General features: G+C 36.3%; 16 protein-coding genes. 8 read left to right on the top strand and 8 right to left on the bottom strand.

Translation table 11 applies throughout. The features are described 5' to 3' along the window. The first annotated feature begins 61 nt into the window (after nt 1–61). Entirely contained in the window at nt 62–652 is a 591-nt protein-coding gene (locus B3D94_RS06280; protein WP_291755797.1) for a hypothetical protein, read from the top strand. A gap of 68 nt (nt 653–720) precedes the next feature. Here B3D94_RS06280 and B3D94_RS06275 read toward each other — a convergent pair whose 3' ends face one another. Continuing rightward, nucleotides 721–2361, bottom strand: a complete 1641-nt coding sequence (locus tag B3D94_RS06275) for a thiamine pyrophosphate-binding protein (RefSeq protein ID WP_291755906.1) — start codon at nt 2359–2361, stop codon at nt 721–723. Between the two features lie 33 nt (nt 2362–2394). Beyond that, nucleotides 2395–5172 carry a bifunctional diguanylate cyclase/phosphodiesterase gene (locus B3D94_RS06270; protein WP_291755795.1) on the bottom strand — a complete coding sequence of 926 codons (2778 nt, stop codon included), beginning with the start codon at nt 5170–5172 and terminating at the stop codon, nt 2395–2397. Between the two features lie 709 nt (nt 5173–5881). Between B3D94_RS06270 and B3D94_RS06265 the strand changes: the two genes are divergently transcribed. Then, nucleotides 5882–6550, top strand: coding sequence for a peptidylprolyl isomerase (locus tag B3D94_RS06265; RefSeq protein ID WP_291755792.1), 669 nt, complete (start codon nt 5882–5884; stop codon nt 6548–6550). A gap of 83 nt (nt 6551–6633) precedes the next feature. Here B3D94_RS06265 and B3D94_RS06260 read toward each other — a convergent pair whose 3' ends face one another. Continuing rightward, nucleotides 6634–6963, bottom strand: a complete 330-nt coding sequence (locus tag B3D94_RS06260; protein WP_291755789.1) for a BRCT domain-containing protein — start codon at nt 6961–6963, stop codon at nt 6634–6636. Between the two features lie 110 nt (nt 6964–7073). Here B3D94_RS06260 and B3D94_RS06255 point away from each other — a divergent pair, with 110 nt between their 5' ends. Next, complete coding sequence (locus B3D94_RS06255) at nt 7074–8645, top strand: histidine kinase N-terminal 7TM domain-containing diguanylate cyclase (protein WP_291755787.1); 1572 nt, start codon at nt 7074–7076, stop codon at nt 8643–8645. Between the two features lie 27 nt (nt 8646–8672). On the opposite strand, the gene gnd is transcribed toward B3D94_RS06255, so the two are convergent. From gnd to B3D94_RS06235, 4 genes are read right to left on the bottom strand one after another with little or no spacing between them, the layout of a single operon-like run. Then, on the bottom strand, nt 8673–10073 hold the full coding sequence (gnd, locus tag B3D94_RS06250; RefSeq protein ID WP_291755786.1) for a decarboxylating NADP(+)-dependent phosphogluconate dehydrogenase: 1401 nt from the start codon (nt 10071–10073) through the stop codon (nt 8673–8675). Nucleotides 10074–10099: 26 nt separating this feature from the next. Further along, nucleotides 10100–11446, bottom strand: a complete 1347-nt coding sequence (locus B3D94_RS06245) for a GntP family permease (protein WP_069483148.1) — start codon at nt 11444–11446, stop codon at nt 10100–10102. 15 nt (nt 11447–11461) lie between these two features. Then, a complete protein-coding gene (gntK, locus tag B3D94_RS06240) occupies nt 11462–13003 on the bottom strand; it encodes a gluconokinase (RefSeq protein WP_291755783.1) in 1542 nt (513 codons plus the stop codon). Then, nucleotides 12996–13727 (bottom strand): GntR family transcriptional regulator, encoded by a 732-nt coding sequence (locus B3D94_RS06235; protein ID WP_069483150.1) that lies wholly within the window; start codon nt 13725–13727, stop codon nt 12996–12998. Before B3D94_RS06235 ends, gntK begins: the two co-directional genes overlap by 8 nt. A gap of 244 nt (nt 13728–13971) precedes the next feature. Between B3D94_RS06235 and B3D94_RS06230 the strand changes: the two genes are divergently transcribed. Then, nucleotides 13972–14181, top strand: a complete 210-nt coding sequence (locus B3D94_RS06230) for a hypothetical protein (protein WP_069483151.1) — start codon at nt 13972–13974, stop codon at nt 14179–14181. A gap of 175 nt (nt 14182–14356) precedes the next feature. Further along, nucleotides 14357–14635 carry a hypothetical protein gene (locus B3D94_RS06225; protein WP_089986434.1) on the top strand — a complete coding sequence of 93 codons (279 nt, stop codon included), beginning with the start codon at nt 14357–14359 and terminating at the stop codon, nt 14633–14635. A gap of 54 nt (nt 14636–14689) precedes the next feature. Here the strand turns inward: B3D94_RS06225 and B3D94_RS06220 are convergent, their stop codons facing one another. After that, on the bottom strand, nt 14690–15181 hold the full coding sequence (locus B3D94_RS06220; protein ID WP_069483153.1) for a hypothetical protein: 492 nt from the start codon (nt 15179–15181) through the stop codon (nt 14690–14692). A 151-nt stretch (nt 15182–15332) separates the two neighbouring features. Here B3D94_RS06220 and B3D94_RS06215 point away from each other — a divergent pair, with 151 nt between their 5' ends. From B3D94_RS06215 to mqo, 3 genes are all read left to right on the top strand, one after another. Next, complete coding sequence (locus B3D94_RS06215; RefSeq protein ID WP_291755773.1) at nt 15333–15479, top strand: hypothetical protein; 147 nt, start codon at nt 15333–15335, stop codon at nt 15477–15479. 192 nt (nt 15480–15671) lie between these two features. Continuing rightward, nucleotides 15672–16415, top strand: coding sequence for a nucleotidyltransferase domain-containing protein (locus B3D94_RS06210; protein ID WP_291755770.1), 744 nt, complete (start codon nt 15672–15674; stop codon nt 16413–16415). A 377-nt stretch (nt 16416–16792) separates the two neighbouring features. Further along, nucleotides 16793–18274, top strand: a complete 1482-nt coding sequence (gene mqo / locus B3D94_RS06205; protein ID WP_069483154.1) for a malate dehydrogenase (quinone) — start codon at nt 16793–16795, stop codon at nt 18272–18274. Nucleotides 18275–18444 lie beyond the last annotated feature (170 nt).

Genomic DNA, 18444 nt, shown 5'->3' with positions numbered 1-18444 from the left:
ATGTGCAATTTAAAAAATTTGAAATGTGGGTTCTTAGAATGGTTTTATGGGAGGGCCGAAGATGAAGAAGGCAGAAATGATGGATCAGCATTTAGAGACGTATGAAGAAAAGATTAGTAGTACGGAGATTTGGCATGTTGTAAATTTAATTTATAAAATTAATTTAGATGAAGCTCCTATTGTAAATAAAGAGATAGAAGGAATTTCTTCATTATCAGGAAGAGAGGCAATAGATTCCTTTCTACAACAATATGAGGGAAATATAACAGGGACAAAGGCACGGAGTATTCTAAATGAAATGTTTGGTGTTAATTTGGATGCCATTTCCTCACTAGAGGGAGCAAGGCTATCTTTATATTCAAAGGGTCAATGGATTGTTCAACATGAAAAGGATTTATTTGTCGTACATACAGGAGCAGGGGATATAGATGTGAAGGTTTATCCTACAAATTATTTCTTTGAACAAACTGGGCTTAAAGAATTACCAACTAATTTACGGCATAAACTAGCAAGTATCGGATATTACTTCGATGATACAATGGATAGTTACTATTACTCAAATCCCACGAGTGAAGCTGTTTCAGATACTTTTAAAGGAAAAACAATAGGTACTATACTAGGGGTCATTCAACAATCATTTTCGCATTTATAAATTAAAAAGGTCATATAGAGGGGTTATTCACCCCATCTATATGACCTTTTCATCATTAGCAATAAATTTTACTTTCCAAAAGAGGATAAAAATTTAACTCGATCTCCCATGGGAGGTGTATTATTGTCTGTTAAAACTACTTCCAATACAGCTGGACCATTTAAATTCATCAAGTTATGAAGCATATCTTGGTTAAGGTCTTGCAGCTCTGTTACTTGGAAGCTTGGTATATCCATCGCTGAGGCCATAGCACTAATATTAATCGGATGTTGCTCAAAGGATGGATGCGTACGCTTAAACTGTAAAGCATGTCCATGGTATACCATCCCTAAACGAGCATTATTCATGACAATAAATAAAATGGGTAGATGATATTCTTTTGCTGTTAAAATCTCCATCCCATGCATGAAAAAGCAACCATCTCCTGTAATACATGCAACAGGACGTTCAGGTTCAGCTAACTTTGAACCAATAGCAGATCCAATTCCACTTCCCATAGCTCCAAAATGGACATTTATATTAAATGTATCATACTCTACTACTTTCATATGATGAATGACATAGGACATAAATTCACCAATATCAATAGCGTATCTTGTAGAGGCAGGTAAATATTTTTGAATAGTTAACAATACATTTTTCGTGTTATATTCCCCTGTGTTTGCTTCATAAATCTCTTTATTTTCTGTAACCTTAAACGAAGTTCTTGCTAGACCTTTAGCTCTTAGTTCTTCAATAAGCAATATTAAACTAATATGGATGTCACCTAGCACCGGTAAATCAATGTCATATTTTCGGTTGAACACGGATTGATCAAAGTCCATCTGTATTGAAAAACGATTTTTAGTAAGGTTTAAGTTGTAATTATTTGTGGCTGTTTCTCCTAAACTTGAACCAACAATGAATAAAACTTGCCCGTCGCCATCAGCTATTAATTGGGAGGCAGCCTCGTGGCCAGCAAAGCCGAACACACCAACTAGGAGAGGATGATCCTCTGGAATATAACCTTTAGCTTGTGGTGTTGTAATAATTGGCCAATTTAAAATTTCTGCTAACTCTAATAATTGATCAACAGAGTTTCTTACACCTTGTCCTACTAAAATATAGCCACTTCTTCTTGCTAATAGCTCTTCAGCTACACTTTTAATGGTATCTAGTTCAGGAATAATAGCTGTTCCTTTTGGTGGAGCTGGTATTTCGAGGTTTGGAACGGTTTCATGTTGAACATCTATTGGTATAGCGATATGTACAGGACCTGGCACGCCAGATAGAGCGATTTCTGAGGCTTTTACAATTTCTTTTAGTAAATCCTTCGATTCTTTAACCGTTACGCTATATTTGGTAACTGGTCGGAAGATTGGTTCAGCATCTAACTCTTGAGAGGCATTTAAACCGATCGTGTTAACAGGAACAGCACCCGTTAAAAATAAAACCGGTAAATGCTCCCGCATAGCATTTGCGGCACCTGTTACTAGGTTTGTTCCACCAGGTCCACTACAACCAATACAAACACTTAGATGATTGGCGTATTTTGCGTAAGCCGCAGCCATATAAGATGCTGCTCCTTCATGTTTTGTGACAATAGGTGTTAATTCACTCATATCATTGAGTTCATCAAAAAATGCATTGACTGAGCCTGCTGGAATACCAAAAATATATTGCACACCACTATTTTTTAAATACTCTAAGACTGCGCGAGCTGCTTTCATCATCATTTCTCCTTTGCATATTCATTTAGTAGGCTAACAGAAATATTTTTTCATAATTTCTCCAGCTTTCATAGGTTTACTGAAGAAATATCCTTGCATGAAATGACAATTTTGTGCCAATAAATAGTCTGCTTGCTCTTTTGTTTCGACTCCTTCAGCAATAACCTCCAATTTCAAATTTTGAGCTAGGGTAATGATTGTATTAGTAATAGCTGCTGCATCATCCGTTAACATTTCTTGTACAAAGGATTTATCAATTTTTAATGTGGAAATCGGCAAATTTTTTAAATAACCTAAAGATGAATAACCGGTACCGAAATCATCAATAGCTAAATTGACCCCAAGTCCCTTCAATTGTGTCATCGTCTTTAATGTTACCTCTGTATTTTTTACAATTAGATTTTCTGTGAGCTCTAGCTGTAAATATTCAGGAGACAAATCTGTTTCATGTAAGACACTTTCAATAATAGAAAATAAATTATTCTGTTCGAACTGATGAACAGATAAATTCACAGACATACTAATTAGAGGGCATCCTTGATTATGCCATTCTTTTAATTGCTTGCATGCTTCCTTAAGAACCCACTCACCTATCGGGACGATTAACCCTGTTTCTTCAGCAAGTGGAATAAACTTATCAGGCGTTATCATGCCATGTTCTCGATGATTCCATCTTAATAAAGCTTCCACACCTTTAATTTTATTTGTTTTATAATTTATTTGTGGCTGATAGAAGATAATCAATTCATCTCGCTCTAAAGCCTTATATAAATCATTTTCAAGTTTGATACTCTCAAAAGTTCTTGTATCCATTCCTTCACTAAAGAAATGGTAGCTAGTACCTGGCGTTTCCTTTGATTTGTACATGGCTGTGTCGGCATTTTTGATTAACGTTTCTGTAGTATCGCCGTTTTCAGGAAATAAACTGATACCAATACTTGTTTTAATATATATTTCATTGTCTATTAAATTAAAAGGTTGAGAGAAAGAAGCATTGATACAATTAATAACTTTTAAAATGTCATTCTCACACTTAATATTAGGTAAGTAGATTGTAAACTCATCTCCACCTTGCCTTGATACAGTTGCATCTTCTGGGACGCAGGCACTTAAACGTTTGGCAACACTTTGAAGTAATAAATCTCCATAACTATGACCTAGCGAATCATTCACCAACTTGAAACGATCTAAATCCAAGTAGAGCACAGCTAATTTTTCACCATTTACTTTCGCATACTTCAGTCCTTGCGTTAGTCTGTCTAATAAAAGAACTCTATTGGGCAAATCCGTTAAACTATCGAAATAGGCGTGGTATTTAATTTTTTCTTCTAATTGCTTTCTTTGCGTTATATCTTTAAATGTAATAACTTCGCCTACGACTTTATCTCCTTCTTTTATTAAAGAAGTGACGTATTCAACGGGGAAGTTGGAATGATCTTTTCTAAAAAAAACTTCATAGCTGTTAAAATTTGTATTTAAGAAGGGGGAAACAGTAGTGTTGTCCTCTGCTTCACAACCACTCATAATAATTTCAACTGATTGTCCAATCAATTCTCTATCTGTTTCATACCCCAACATGAGCGCACCTGCTGGATTGCAAAATGTAATGTTACGGTCAAGATCTAATCCAAAAATTCCTTCACCTGCCGAATTGAGAATTAACTCTTTTTCACGGCTAAGTTGCTGCAACTCCGCGACAACACGTTCTAGCTCTTTATTTTTGTCTCTTACTTCCGATGTTCTCTCCTCAATAATAATCTCTTGTTTTTCCATATATAACTGGTTTGATAAGGCAGATGCAGTAGTATCAACAATGGATTGAGCTAACTGTAATTGAGTGTCGGAATAGAAAAAAGGTTTATTTTCAAGATTAACAATAGAAATTTGTCCTAAAATTTCACCCATTGAAATCAAAGGAAACATAACTAAACCATTTATGCCGAAATTACGACAAACTTCATGATTTGGCCTGTCATCCTCAAATACATTTGGAATAAGAATGGCTTTTTTCGTTTCAAAAACTTCCTGCATGACAGGATCATTGCTCTCATCAATTTTTATTTTGTTATGCGTTTTAAGCCAATTCTCTTCGGTCCAATCGCTATCCTTACTCAACTTAGCCGGTTTAATACTTTTTTCTGCTAAAGGATCTAATAAGTGAACACCTATATTTTTATTATCTAAAACCTTTTCTAAGTAGAAAAAGCATTTATCAAGGCTTTCCTGTAGTGAAGAGCACATGGATAAGTCGCGTGTGACATCAAGCAGTAACTGCTTTTCATTTATAAGATGCTCTTTATAAGTTAAGTTGTTTGCGTTTTGAATCGCAACCGCAGCCATATTTACATAGGCCTCAACCGTTTGAATTTCTTCCTCTGTTAAGTTCATTGGAATTCCATAATCAAATAAAAAAACAAGTCCAAATAACTCTTGTTCAAAGGAAATAGGAAGTACTAATAAAGATTTAATATGAAATCCTTCAACGGCTCTAGGGTCAGGGCGATTGTCTCTTGAAGTATCAGGAATATAAATTGTTTTCTTTGTTTCAATTACTTCCTTTGCCAGTAAATCTATTTCAGTCTCAATGACATGCATATTCAATGTCCAACCGTTAATTACTTCTGGTTTTCCTACATATCCTCTGAATGTTCCATCTTCTTGTGGCAAATAAATTCCCACTGAATCACAGTTGACGATTTCTTCAGATATTGCAATTGTTACCTGTTCCAATACTTCACGTAAATCAAGCTTCATGTTTATCATTTTCGTTATATTGGCCAGTCGAGAATATCTCGTTTGTTCTATAGACATGTAAATGAACCCCCAATTTTTTGTCATTGTCCTGTAGAAAAAATGTTAAATTTTTGCTTTATTCGTATCGAATGTCTTATTATTTTATTTTACAGTAGTAATAATCAGGTAGGTAAAAAAATGTAGAAATTAGTTAAAATCTCTTAAGAGAATCTTTCGATTTTAGCCAATACCCTTTTTATGTAGGACTAGAATCCTTTGAATAAAATTAATTACATTCTACAGTGGCAATAATGATCTATTAGGTTTTTACTAGGAATGAAAAGTAAATGTTCACCAAAAAAATGCAAACAACTTGTACGTGAACTTTGTAACATTTTCACGGGAAAATAAAGGGCAGTTCAAAACTGGGTTTGCTCTTCTTTAATGGAAAAATATTAAAATATTATTAATATTTATTTGACCTCCATCTATCTGAATAAATACCCATGCCTTTTTCCAATGGCTTAAAATTAAATTTACAAACATGGAAATGTATTCAATATAAGAGAGCTTCCTAATTTTATTCTACAGTGCATTAAAAATTCCTCTCTCTAAATGAGCATTCACCTCTTTGTTGGTTAAATATTCTGATTATTTAATGTTATATATCCAAAATGTATTTTAATTTATGAAACAAGAAATCACCCTGACACGATGTGTGATTGATTGTGGTCAACCATGGAATAGCTTTATAATGAATAGATGGTAAATAAGAGGAGTTGAAAAGATGTTCACACGTAACAAAGGTTTTTATGCAATGTTATCATTGCTAGCACTTATTTTCGTATTGACGGGCTGTGGTACAGCGAATGACAGTAAGAAAACAGAGGGAAGTACAACAAAGGAATCAGAAGAAAATTACGCATCCAAGGTGAAAGAAAATCCGATTGTAACAATTACGATGAGCAATGACGAAAAAATTGTCATAGAATTAGAGCCTACTGTAGCACCAAATACTGTAGCTAACTTTGTTTCATTAGTGAAAGAAGGATTTTATGATGGTCTTATATTCCATCGCGTCATTCCTGATTTTATGATTCAAGGTGGAGACCCTTCAGGTAATGGTACAGGTGGACCTGACTATTCAATTGATGGCGAGTTTTCCTCAAACGGTTGGGACAATAGCCTGAAACATGAACGTGGCGTTATTTCAATGGCACGCTCGCAAGATCCAAATTCGGCAGGATCACAATTTTTCATTATGGTAAAAGAAGCGACACATCTTGATGGAGAGTACGCTGCTTTTGGGAAAGTCATTGAAGGTATGGAAACTGTAGATGCAATTGTTGCTGCTGAGCGAGATGCTACAGATAAACCATTAAAAGATCAGCAAATGAAAAAAGTAGAAGTGGACACGAAGGGCTTTGATTACCCGGCACCTAAAGTAAATAAATAATTCCTAAAAATTAATAGACGTTAAAAAGGCTAAATCAATTAGGATTTAGCCTTTTATATTTGCCGATAACCTCGTACATTCCCTTATCCTTCAACTTCCTTTGGTATCGAAATCAGCCATAAAAAATCGTCCTCTATAAGTATTTGAATATCATGACCAAAGTTCATTAGTTGCTCGGCTTTGCGTTGTTTAGTACTGATGCCACGACGTTTGTCTCCAAGGATGACAAAATCCGTTTGTTGTGTGACGGTGCCTTGTAAAAATCCACCGCAAGCCTTTACTTGTTTGGCTGCTTCTGAACGAGTCATCGTGGAAAGAGCGCCTGTAAACACAATTTGCTTATGATAAAAGGGGTGGGGAAGGCTTTTGGTTGGATCTGAAAAAATGATGTCTAGGCTGTCTTTAGTAGTCATATTGCCCTCCTGAAACTCCTTCGATTTTTGCCTGCTAGTATTGATAAATACATCCACAAAGTTTTGCATGTATGCTACATTAAAATAAAAGTTTAAAGAGGTACATAGACATGAATTCGCAATTGACCGCTTTTATTACTCTTTGCTGTACATCAGGTGTACTAAATTTGTATTTATGTTTATATGTCTTTCTACAACGTTTTAATTATACAAAAATTGCTCAATTGTTTATTAGTTATACAGCTTTCATAACGGTGTACTGTTTTGCTTCTGCGTTTTGCATAATAGCTACATCGCTTGAGGCTATAAAGATTTGGACAACTATTCTATATGTTGGTATGGCAACTTCTGCACCATTAGGCTTATTGTTTATCATGCAGTATTTAGGCTTTAAATTATCAAAAAAAACCCTCATTGGAATTCTTGTTATTCCTGCTATTAGTATAGTGTTGGTTGCTACAAATGATATCCATCATTTGCATTATCGAATATTTGAAATTGACCCTGTTTTAGGGGCGCCTTATATTCATCAGGAAATTGGTTTATGGTATATCATTCACGGCATATTCACATTTTCTAGCATGTTTGTAGCATTTTTATTAGTGCTGACCCATTGGAAGAAAACAGCTAAGTCCTATCGACCACAATTAATTGCATTAATGTGTGGGCAGTTGATTCCCATTATAACAGCATTTGTCTACTTGCTGGGCTTAACACCAAAAGGAATGGATCCAGTCCCAATGGTTTTATGGGCTTCCTCACTGTTATATTTATGGTCTATACATTCATCGCGCTTGTTTAGAGTAATGCCGGTCGCTAAAGATGCTATCTTTCATAGTATCAATGATGGCGTTATCGTATTAGATGAGAGTTTTCGATTAATAGAATTTAATCAAGCCTGTTATAAGATGATGCCACCATTAACGAGATCGATGTTCGGCATGGACTTTGCGAAGGTATGGCTTGAGGTAACGGGGCAGTCGATTCCCTTTACATGGGAGAGCGTGGTGAAGGCGCAGGAATTTGAGCTGGATCTTACTAATTGTACGTATCAAGTGCGTATTACAGCACTGCAGCATGTGAATCACGGTAGTGGACTATTACTAATTTTCACCGATATTACGGAGGTGAAAGATCTCCAGAAAATGTTAGAAAAACAGGCTTATTATGATGAGCTTACACAAATTTATAATCGCCGTGCATTTTTTCAACAATGTAATCAAGCTTACGTTGAGGCGAAAGGGACTTCTTCCTCATTTACAGTGGTGCTAATGGATATTGATCATTTTAAACATGTCAACGATACGTATGGTCATGCAGTGGGTGATCAAGTACTTGTACATGTCGTTAAGGCTTGTCAGGATGAATTAAAACATGGTGAGCTTTTTGCAAGATATGGCGGTGAGGAATTTGTTCTTGCGTTACGAGGATGCACATCAGTAGAGGGAGAGGCTTTAGCAAATAAGCTTTGTCAGAGTGTAGAGCTAGAACCGCTTAAGACTACAGAGGGAATCATTACGACTACGATTAGCTGTGGGGTAGCTGAAGGGACAAATGGGGAAGATACCTTATATCAACTCTTGAACAAAGCAGATAAAGCTCTGTACTCAGCAAAACAAGCAGGACGTAATCGAGTACATGTGTATAGAGATTATGAAAAAGCTAAAATATACAATCATTGAACAATGATGTATATTTTAGCTTTTTCCTTACCAATCTGTGTGAAAAACACCTGCTAAATCAGTTCGCTCATACGTATGAGCACCAAAATAATCGCGCTGTGCCTGTAGCAAATTAGCATTAGATGAACCAGTTCGATAACTATCATAATATGTGAGCGATGCACTTAAGCATGGGAATGCATTACCTGCCTGTATACCTTCGCACACAATTTTTCTCAATCCACTTTGATAGTCCTTTGTTTTTTCTGCAAAGTAAGGATCGATTAATAGGTTAGCGAGTGTAGGTTGTTTTTCATAAGCATCGCTTATAACATTTAAAAACTCTGCACGTATAATGCAGCCACTACGGAAAATGAGCGCAATATCCTTTAATGGTAAGTTCCAATTATAGAGCTCTGAAGTCATTTTATATTGCGTAAAGCCTTGTGCATAGGCACAGATTTTCCCCATATAGAGGGCTTGTCTGACATATTCTACCCACATTTCTTTATCGAGATTTGGCTGAGTACTGCTTGGACCTGCTAATACTACTTCTGCACGAACTCGTTCTTCTTTTAATGATGAAATATAGCGAGCGAATAAAGCCTCTGTAATAATCGAAGTTGGGATGCCATTATCGATAGATTGCATACTCGTCCATTTGCCAGTTCCTTTTTGACCAGCTTTATCAAGAATCATATCGATCAGAGGTAAGCCTGTGACATCATCTTTTTTGCGTAAAATTTCAGCTGTAATTTCAATTAAATAGCTTTTTAATTCTCCTTGATTCCATGTTTCAAAGATTTCAGCGATCTCCTCAACAGACAATCCAACATTTTTTCTTAAAAATGTATAGGCCTCGGCAATGAGCTGCATATCAGCGTACTCGATGCCATTGTGGACCATTTTGACAAAATGGCCTGCACCTTTAGGCCCCATATACGTACAGCATGAAGTGCCCTTAAATTGCGCTGCTATTTTCGTAAGAATGGGAGCCGCTTTTTCGTAGACCTCACGATCGCCGCCAGGCATGATAGAAGGACCTGTCAAAGCTCCAACCTCACCACCTGAAATTCCAATGCCTAAATAGCCGATACCTCGAGCCATCAGTCCATCGTGTCTACGCTCTGTATCTTGATAGTGAGAGTTACCACCGTCCATAATGACATCACCTGTTTCAAGGAAAGGCACTAAGGAGTCAATGACTGAATCAATGGCTTTACCAGCAGTCACCATTAAAAAGATCTTTCTTGGTTTTTCTAAAGATTGCACAAAATCTTCTATTTCATAGTAAGGAGTAAGCGCTTGTCCTTCGACCTTTTGTAGAAGTTTGTCCGTTAGATCGCGTGTATAGTTATAAACTGCTACTTGCTCGCCCTTATTAGCCATGTTTAAGGCGATATTACTGCCCATAACACCTAAACCAATAACGCCTATTGTATTTAACATTTATGCTCGCTCCTTCATGTCCATTTTTAGACAAATAAACTAAGTAATAAAATAAATCCTAGACCAGCTACAGATACAATTGTTTCTAGCAATGTCCATGTAGCAAACGTTTCTTTCATACTTAATCCGAAATATTCTTTAAACATCCAAAATCCAGCATCATTAACATGTGATGCAATTAAGCTTCCCGCGCCTGTCGCAAGAACCACCAATGCAAGGTTCACATCATTTTGGCCTAACATAGGGATTACTAGCCCAGCTGTTGTTAAAGCGGCAACAGTAGCTGATCCCAATGAAATACGTAAAATAGCAGCAATAATCCATGCTAATAGAATAGGTGATAAGGTAGTTCCATGGAATAGCTCAGCTACATAATCACCAACGCCCCCATCGATTAATACTTGTTTGAAGGCACCGCCACCACCAATAATCAACAGCATCATGCCAATATGCGAGATTGCTGTTGTACATGATTCCATTACTTGCTTAATTGGAATTTTTCTTGCTATACCCATCGTATAAACGGCTACTAATAAGGAAATTAACATGGCAGTACCAGCCTCTCCAATGAAGCGGATTCCGGCTAATAAGCTGTTATCTTCGAAACCTATTGTTTTTTGTAGCAGTGTAATTATAGTAGCGATGGACATTAAAATAACTGGTAACAATGCAGTGAAAACGCTGATGCCAAAGCTAGGGGTATCCTCCAACTCAAAAGTTTTTTGCTCTCCTAAAGAGGCAATATTCCCAGTTTTATTGAATGATTCAGGCACTAATCTTTTAGCTATCTTTGTAAATAATGGCCCAGCTAGAATCACAGTTGGAACGGCGATAATAAAACCATAAAGCAATACTTCGCCGATGTTTGCCCCATATTCACCTGCAATCACCGTAGGGCCTGGATGTGGGGGTAAAAATCCATGTGTGACCGATAAAGCGGCTGTCATCGGAATACCTAGATACAAAATAGAAACCTTCAATTGTCTCGAAATAGCGAAAACAATAGGTATTAACAGTACTAGTCCTACCTCAAAGAAAAGGGCGATTCCGATAATAAAGGATGCCACCACCACGGCCCACTGAATATTTTTTTCTCCAAATTTGTTCACCAGGGTCATAGCAATGCGCTGTGCGCCCCCTGAATCGGCTATTAATTTCCCTAGCATTGCGCCAAGTCCAAATATTAACGCCAAGTGACCTAGTGTACCGCCTAATCCTGCCTCAATCGTTTTCACAATACTATCTACAGGTATTCCAAGAACTAAAGCCACAACAAATGAAACAATGATTAAAGAGATAAACGTATTTAATTTAAAGACCATTATTAAAATTAACAGTGCAATAATACCAATACCTACAATAACTAAAGGCATATATTTTCCTCCTTTTTAGTTAGGCTTTATTAAGCTCCTCTGGTATTGAGCAATTGACGCATAATCGTCTGCTAATACCCTTGATAAACGAATGAAAATAGGAAGTAGCTGTCTATATTCTTTAGCTGCCTCTTCTAAAGGTGTATGTTTATAAGTGTCACCAATCATATCAGCAACCACTTCAAAGGAATCAATTTTGCCTATTGCATATAAGCCTAAAATACAAGCACCAAGGCAGGAACTTTCATAGCTTTCAGGTACTACTACCTCTGATTCAAAAATATCAGCCATCATTTGTCGCCAAATCTCTGATCGTGAAAAACCACCTGTTGCTTGAATACGTGTAACGGGACTTTCCATACATTCAAGTAATGCTAGGTATACGGTATACAAATTGTAGATAACCCCTTCAAGAGCAGCTCGTATCATATGCTCCTTTTTATGTGACATGGTTAAACCAAAAAATGAACCACGTACATCTGGATTCCATAAAGGAGCGCGCTCACCTGATAAATATGGATGGAAGAGTAATCCATCAGCGCCAGGTCTTACACGCTCAGCAATTTTCATTAACACGTCGTACGGATCAATGCCTAATCTTTTAGCCGTTTCAATTTCAGAAGAGGCAAACTCATCACGAATCCAACGAAGGACCATGCCACCATTATTTACGGGGCCACCAATAACCCAATGGTTTTCTGTTAACGCATAACAAAAAATTCTTCCTTTTACATCCGTTTTGGGCTTATTAATAATCGTACGAATAGCACCACTTGTCCCAATTGTAACGGCAATTTCGCCCTCTTTAATGGCGTTAACTCCTAGGTTTGAAAGCACACCATCACTTGCACCGATCACAAAAGGTGTTTGTGGATCAATGCCGATTTGCTCAGCTATAATTGGATGACAGTTGGTGAAATATTTAGTTGTTGGTACGAGTGTTGATAATTGTGCACTTGTAATTCCAGCAACCGTTAATGCTTCTTCATCCCAATCTAAAGTGTGAAGATTCATCATCCCCATAGAGGAGGCTAATGAATAATCCACGACATATTCATTGAAGAACTTTTTAAAAATATATTCTTTAATACCGATAAATTTTTTTGTTTTACTAGCTAGTTCAGGGTGTTCCTTTACAAGCCATGTAATTTTACTTAGTGGGGACATTGGATGAATAGGGGTCCCCGTTCTTTTATAAATCTCATGCCCGTTCCATTCATCCTTAATTTTATGTGCCCACGCCTCACTACGATTATCCGCCCAAGTAATGACAGGAGTTAACGGTCGGTCATTTTCATCTATCGCAATCACACTATGCATGGCGCTACTAAAGGATACAAATAATAATGGTTTGCCCGAATGGACTTTCATAATATTTGAAATTGCTTGCAGAACTGCCTGAAAAATCTCTTCTGGATTTTGCTCCGCCGTAGAAATATCAGGTGTATATAGTGGATACCCGATATTTTCTTGTTGAATAACTTCGCCTTGCTCGCTGAATAATACAGCTTTTGTGCTAGTAGTCCCTATATCCACACCTAACATATAGTTAGTCATCCTGTGACTCAACCCCTTTAGATAGCATTTGCTGTGACCTCCATAGGTCTTCCACAGTCCCTTGAACATCGTCAAAATTGTCATGTAAAGATTTAATCATGAGCTCTCGATCTTTAGCTCGGATAGCATCTATATATAGCTCGTGATTTTTCACAATACGAGTGAAATCATCGTATTTTTCAATAAAGCGCATACGCATGGATAGTAGTATTAATCCTTCCATTACTGGTTTTAAATTATTCCAGATCATCGCGATATAGGAATGTTCAATGGAGCGAATAATAGCTTCATGGAACATAACATCCTGATAAGAAAATTCATCTGCATCATTATATTTTATGGCAACCTTCATCATTTCTAATGTTTTGCTAAGTTCCAGCGCTAGGTTAGTTGTATCCATTTTAATGAGGCGTTCAAACACAAATGTCTCAATCAGTAAACGAACATCATATATTTCTTCAATTTCCTTCTCTGACAAACCAATGACAACAGCGCCCATTTTCTCAAGTCTGATGATGTTCTCAGATGCCAATGTCCTTAATGCTTCACGAATGGGTGAACGACTTACTTCAAAATCGGCTGCTAATTTGTTTTCAGAAAGAATGGTACCGCTTTCAATTAATCCTGAAATAATACGCATTCTAAGCTCATAAGCTACACGATCGCCAGTTGAAGCCTTAGAAAGCCATTTTTGAGGATATAAATAATCATTAGATTCGCTCATAATATCACCTTTTTTATTTTCAGTATACTTGTATACAAGTATTATAGTCAGAAAGAAAATAAGATTGCAAGCGACATAAAAGGAATAACAATGAGATGTCGCGGAAAGAGCATCCACAATAATGCTTTGTAAAATAAAAATTTACTGTACATGCTTTCTTTTAACATGGACAAACTTTACAGGGAGAAGATTTTAAAACGCATAAATGTTTAAAAGCTTCTCAAATAATTAGTGGAGGATGGTTATGTCAAATATGAATACAAATCGTAAAAATGCAAAAGCAAATGAAACGAGAAGTGCAAGCATAACAAATCAACCTCGACAAAAGCTCCAGGAAGAGTTTAGTTCTGAATTTGAACTTGGTACATCTTCAGCACAGGTTAATAATTTGGCTGAACCTAAAGGAAAAACAGGTATCAAACAACCAGTCAGTGAACGGACGGCATGGCACTAGTTTATATTTGACAACTATTCAACACAACGAGAAGAACTAAGTTAGATGCCTTAGTTCTTCACTTATAGCCTGGGAAATATTGTGTTATTTAATATACTTTCCATACATATTTTCTGAGAATTTCATAATACTACATTTGAACAATGAAAACTTTTTTGGGAAGGGAGAGAGTAAATTGGCAAAACACTCAGATACAAGTTGGAAGCAGGATCATCCAAGTACATTATTTAGTAACTCGGTGCAAAAGGCGGATCGTATGTTAAAGCATGCGAAATCACACCCTGAGGAAATGGCTATCGAGCATGCCTTTGATCAAATCAAACATGCAGAAAATGCACGTCTCAATGCAGAGCAATACGGTGAACATTTGGATACAGTGCAGCAAAATAAAGAGTATCTAGAGCAGATCAAGCAGCAGCTACATGAAATGAAAGAAAATATGTCTGGACAGTAACAAACAAAAACGGCTTAAGTCCAAGTGGATGGACTTAAGCTGTCTAACTTTGCCTTAACACCAAACGACTATCTCATATGGAGTAGTTTGGGCAGGTATACTTCTAGTAGTAGGACCATACATAACAATCAGGTTTCGATTAGCAGGGCTTTTTGTAAAAGGTTGCCCATTTTTAAGTGACATAACGGTTGAAGGAGAAAGGTTTAATTGTAATTGCCCATCGCTACTCACCAATTGTTGATTAAAAAAATCTACCTTCACGTTTTGAAAGTTACTTTCTTTTACTACAATTAATGCACGATATTGTGGTGGATAAATCATAGGTACAGGCGCATCTCCATCATAATAACCAGTGACCCATTCACCAGCTCTAACAACTTCATGATTCACAAAATAAGTAGAAGGAGAAATGACAAAGTTGACGACTCCGCCTACACCATCTTCCACACTCATCATTTTATAACAACCATCCCTGTCACCATTTTGCCCCACTGGAAAATCACTAATTTGTGTAATGACACCACGAAATGATTTAAAATTTACCATAGCCATTCCCTTCTAAAATCATTCTTGTTCTTTTATTTAATTTATGTAGCATGGCAGTCTGAGGTGACAGACATAAATAGGTATTACTATTTTGTATGATCCTCAACTATACTTAAATATGTTTACTATAAAGTTAGAGGAGTGGAATCTATTGAAGTGGATTTCTAAAAATAAGAAAGTCTTTTTATTAGTAGGGGTTGTAATTATTATCGCGGGTATACTCGATATCAAATATGAGGGGGTATTCTATCAATTATTGCCAACATCTATGCAAAGTTTTTTATCTGATCTATTTTAATAGTGACTCCATATCAAAATCCTTCAAGAAGTACACTCTCGAAGGATTTTATTTAGTACATTCGTTATTTATCGGAAGTTGCAGCAATCATTAAAAAGCAATTGTCAGGGGATTGCTAGGTTTTGTTGACATACTAAAAAATACATAATAAAGAGGAGGAGTGAATGACGTTGGCAAATTGAAGAAAAGCACTTGAAACATTTTGAAAGATGGCAGGACAGAGACGAAGTAGTAGGCGCGTTAATTTGTGGGAGTTACGTTACAGGACATCCTTCCGAACGTTCTGATATAGATGTACATATTATTTTATCAAATGATGTGACATGGCAAGAAAGAGGTAATCAAATAATTGATGGCTTTCTGATTGAATACTTTGCTAATCCATCAGGTCAAATTTGGCGCTATTTCCAAGATGATTTTAATAAACATAGGACAATGGCGATGGTACAATTTCAAACAGGGCATATTTTATTTGATTATACTGGAATAATAAATGAATTAAAGATAGAGGCATATGCATGGCTAGAGAAAAATTATGAAACAATTAATAAAACGGTGCTAGAAATAAAAAAATACGGATTATGGGATATGTTAGATAATGTAAAAGACTGTTATGAGCAAAAGAGGGGAGACTTTATCTGTGTTTATCATAATGCATTGGCGTCTTTGCTCATGGAGAATGGACAGTTTTTAAATGTGTATACGATTCCTTCTTATCAAATCCATGCCTATCTCGTAGATCCTCTCTACCTGCAAAAGTATATGAAGTCAGCCTTTCCTGATGAGCGCTTAAAACAAATGTTTCTGCATGCACTGAAAGAGAACAAGGCTGAACAGATGTTGGAATCATTGGAGACATTAGTTAGTTATGTGTTACAACAAATGGGTGGTTTTTGTATAGATGGCTGGCATGTAAAAAGCCCAATAGAAGGTTAATCTGCCTCATTCTGATATGAGACGCGTTTCAGTTTTTATGTTATTATACAAATATAATAATAAAAGAGAATATATTTTTTATGAAAATGTCAACCATTTTTAGGCCCGTTATTCCATAAAACTTAAAATATCCTAGTTTTGTGTCTAATGAAAAATGAGTTTTTTGCTTGAATTATGATGATAAAGGCTCGAAAAAAGCTGATAACTCTCATATAAATAGTTGATATTTTATTCTTGAACTAATTGTGATAAACTGCAATAAGGTAATAATTGATACAGAAATGGTGTGCTCCGAGGTTGCTCCATGGCTTACAGTACTTCTAAAGCAGGAGTGCTTACATCCTTTCTGCAAATCTTAACATATAAGGAAGGTAAAAATGAGTAACAGACAAATAAAATCAGATGTTATCTTAATTGGTGCCGGAATCATGAGTGCAACTTTGGGAACAATACTCAAAGAATTAGCACCTGATTGGAAAATTACAGTGTTTGAGAAGCTTGAAAAAGCAGGCGAAGAAAGTTCTCACGAATTGAACAATGCGGGGACTGGACATGCTGCACTATGTGAGCTGAACTACACTTCAGAGAAAAAAGACGGATCAATCGATATCAAAAAAGCGATTAATGTTAATGAACAGTTCCAGGTTTCAAGACAATTTTGGTCTTATCTTGTAAACAATAAGCTGATCAATAATCCACAAGACTTCATTATGCCTTTACCACATATGAGTTTAGTGCAGGGGAAAGAAAATGTTGAGTTTCTTAAAAAACGTCATGAGACAATGATTCAAAATCCTTTATTTGAAGGAATGGAATTTTCAAATGACCCTGAAACACTAAAAAAATGGATTCCACTTATTATGGAAAATCGTCCAGCTGGTGAAGACATTGCTGCAACAAAAATTGACACGGGTACAGATGTTAACTTTGGTGCTTTAACACGTATGTTAATTGACCACTTAAAAGCAAATGACGTGGATGTTAACTACAATCATAGTGTTGAAAGTTTAAAACAAGCTAGTGATGGTTCATGGGAAGTACGTGTGCATGATTTAGACGGCTGTAAAATGGAATATCATTCAGCAAAATTTGTCTTCCTTGGAGCTGGTGGAGGAAGCCTAGAATTACTACAAAAATCAGGTATTCCTGAAGGTAAACATATTGGTGGATTCCCAATTAGCGGTTTATTCCTAGCATGTAATAACCAAGAAATATCTGAACAGCATCATGCAAAAGTATACGGAAAAGCAAAAGTGGGTGCACCACCAATGTCAGTTCCGCATCTAGATACACGTTATATTGATAATAAGAAGTCGTTACTATTTGGACCATTTGCAGGTTTCTCACCGAAATTCTTAAAAACAGGTTCAAACATGGATTTATTTGCCTCTGTAAAACCGCATAATATCACAACTTTATTAGCGGCAGGCGTTAAAGAGATGGGATTAACAAAATATCTAATCCAGCAACTTATGCTTTCTAAAGAGCAACGTATGGAAGAATTACGTGAATTCATTCCAAATGCGAAGAGTGATGATTGGGATATTATCGTAGCTGGTCAACGTGTACAAGTCATTAAAGATACAGAAGCAGGCGGTAAAGGAACGCTTCAATTTGGTACAGAGGTTGTAAGTGCAGCCGATGGATCAATTGCAGCTTTACTTGGAGCTTCACCAGGTGCTTCTACAGCTGTACATGTAATGCTAGAAGTTATTAATAAATGTTTCCCGCAACATATTAAAGAGTGGGAAGCAAAAATTAAAGAAATGATTCCTTCTTACGGTTTATCATTAGCAGAACACCCAGAGCTTCTGAAAGAAATTAATGCGACAACAGATGAAGCACTTCGTTTGAAATAAAAATCATTTATATAGACGTTTAAAAAGCTCTTAATCCATTTGCGATTGGGAGCTTTTTTATGGTCATCTTTTCCAAGGAAATTTTGAATAAAAACTCCCTTTTTAATATAGATTTTATTGTTTGGTTTTAAATTGTAAGTATTATGCTCCGTTGTTTAATAGGATGTTAT

The sequence above is a fragment of the Lysinibacillus sp. UBA5990 genome (assembly GCF_002429815.1).
Taxonomy (GTDB): Bacteria; Bacillota; Bacilli; order Bacillales_A; family Planococcaceae; genus Lysinibacillus; species Lysinibacillus fusiformis.
The sequence above is the reverse complement of the archived record's forward strand: the minus strand, read 5'-3'. Positions and strand labels throughout refer to the sequence as shown.

Coding starts and splice junctions, on each gene's coding strand:
- B3D94_RS06280 (WP_291755797.1), top strand. CDS start 62: ATGAAGAAGGCAGAAATGATGGATCAGCATTTAGAGACGTATGAAGAA.
- B3D94_RS06275 (WP_291755906.1), bottom strand. CDS start 2,361: ATGAAAGCAGCTCGCGCAGTCTTAGAGTATTTAAAAAATAGTGGTGTG.
- B3D94_RS06270 (WP_291755795.1), bottom strand. CDS start 5,172: ATGTCTATAGAACAAACGAGATATTCTCGACTGGCCAATATAACGAAA.
- B3D94_RS06265 (WP_291755792.1), top strand. CDS start 5,882: ATGTTCACACGTAACAAAGGTTTTTATGCAATGTTATCATTGCTAGCA.
- B3D94_RS06260 (WP_291755789.1), bottom strand. CDS start 6,963: ATGACTACTAAAGACAGCCTAGACATCATTTTTTCAGATCCAACCAAA.
- B3D94_RS06255 (WP_291755787.1), top strand. CDS start 7,074: ATGAATTCGCAATTGACCGCTTTTATTACTCTTTGCTGTACATCAGGT.
- gnd (WP_291755786.1), bottom strand. CDS start 10,073: ATGTTAAATACAATAGGCGTTATTGGTTTAGGTGTTATGGGCAGTAAT.
- B3D94_RS06245 (WP_069483148.1), bottom strand. CDS start 11,446: ATGCCTTTAGTTATTGTAGGTATTGGTATTATTGCACTGTTAATTTTA.
- gntK (WP_291755783.1), bottom strand. CDS start 13,003: ATGACTAACTATATGTTAGGTGTGGATATAGGGACTACTAGCACAAAA.
- B3D94_RS06235 (WP_069483150.1), bottom strand. CDS start 13,727: ATGAGCGAATCTAATGATTATTTATATCCTCAAAAATGGCTTTCTAAG.
- B3D94_RS06230 (WP_069483151.1), top strand. CDS start 13,972: ATGTCAAATATGAATACAAATCGTAAAAATGCAAAAGCAAATGAAACG.
- B3D94_RS06220 (WP_069483153.1), bottom strand. CDS start 15,181: ATGGTAAATTTTAAATCATTTCGTGGTGTCATTACACAAATTAGTGAT.
- mqo (WP_069483154.1), top strand. CDS start 16,793: ATGAGTAACAGACAAATAAAATCAGATGTTATCTTAATTGGTGCCGGA.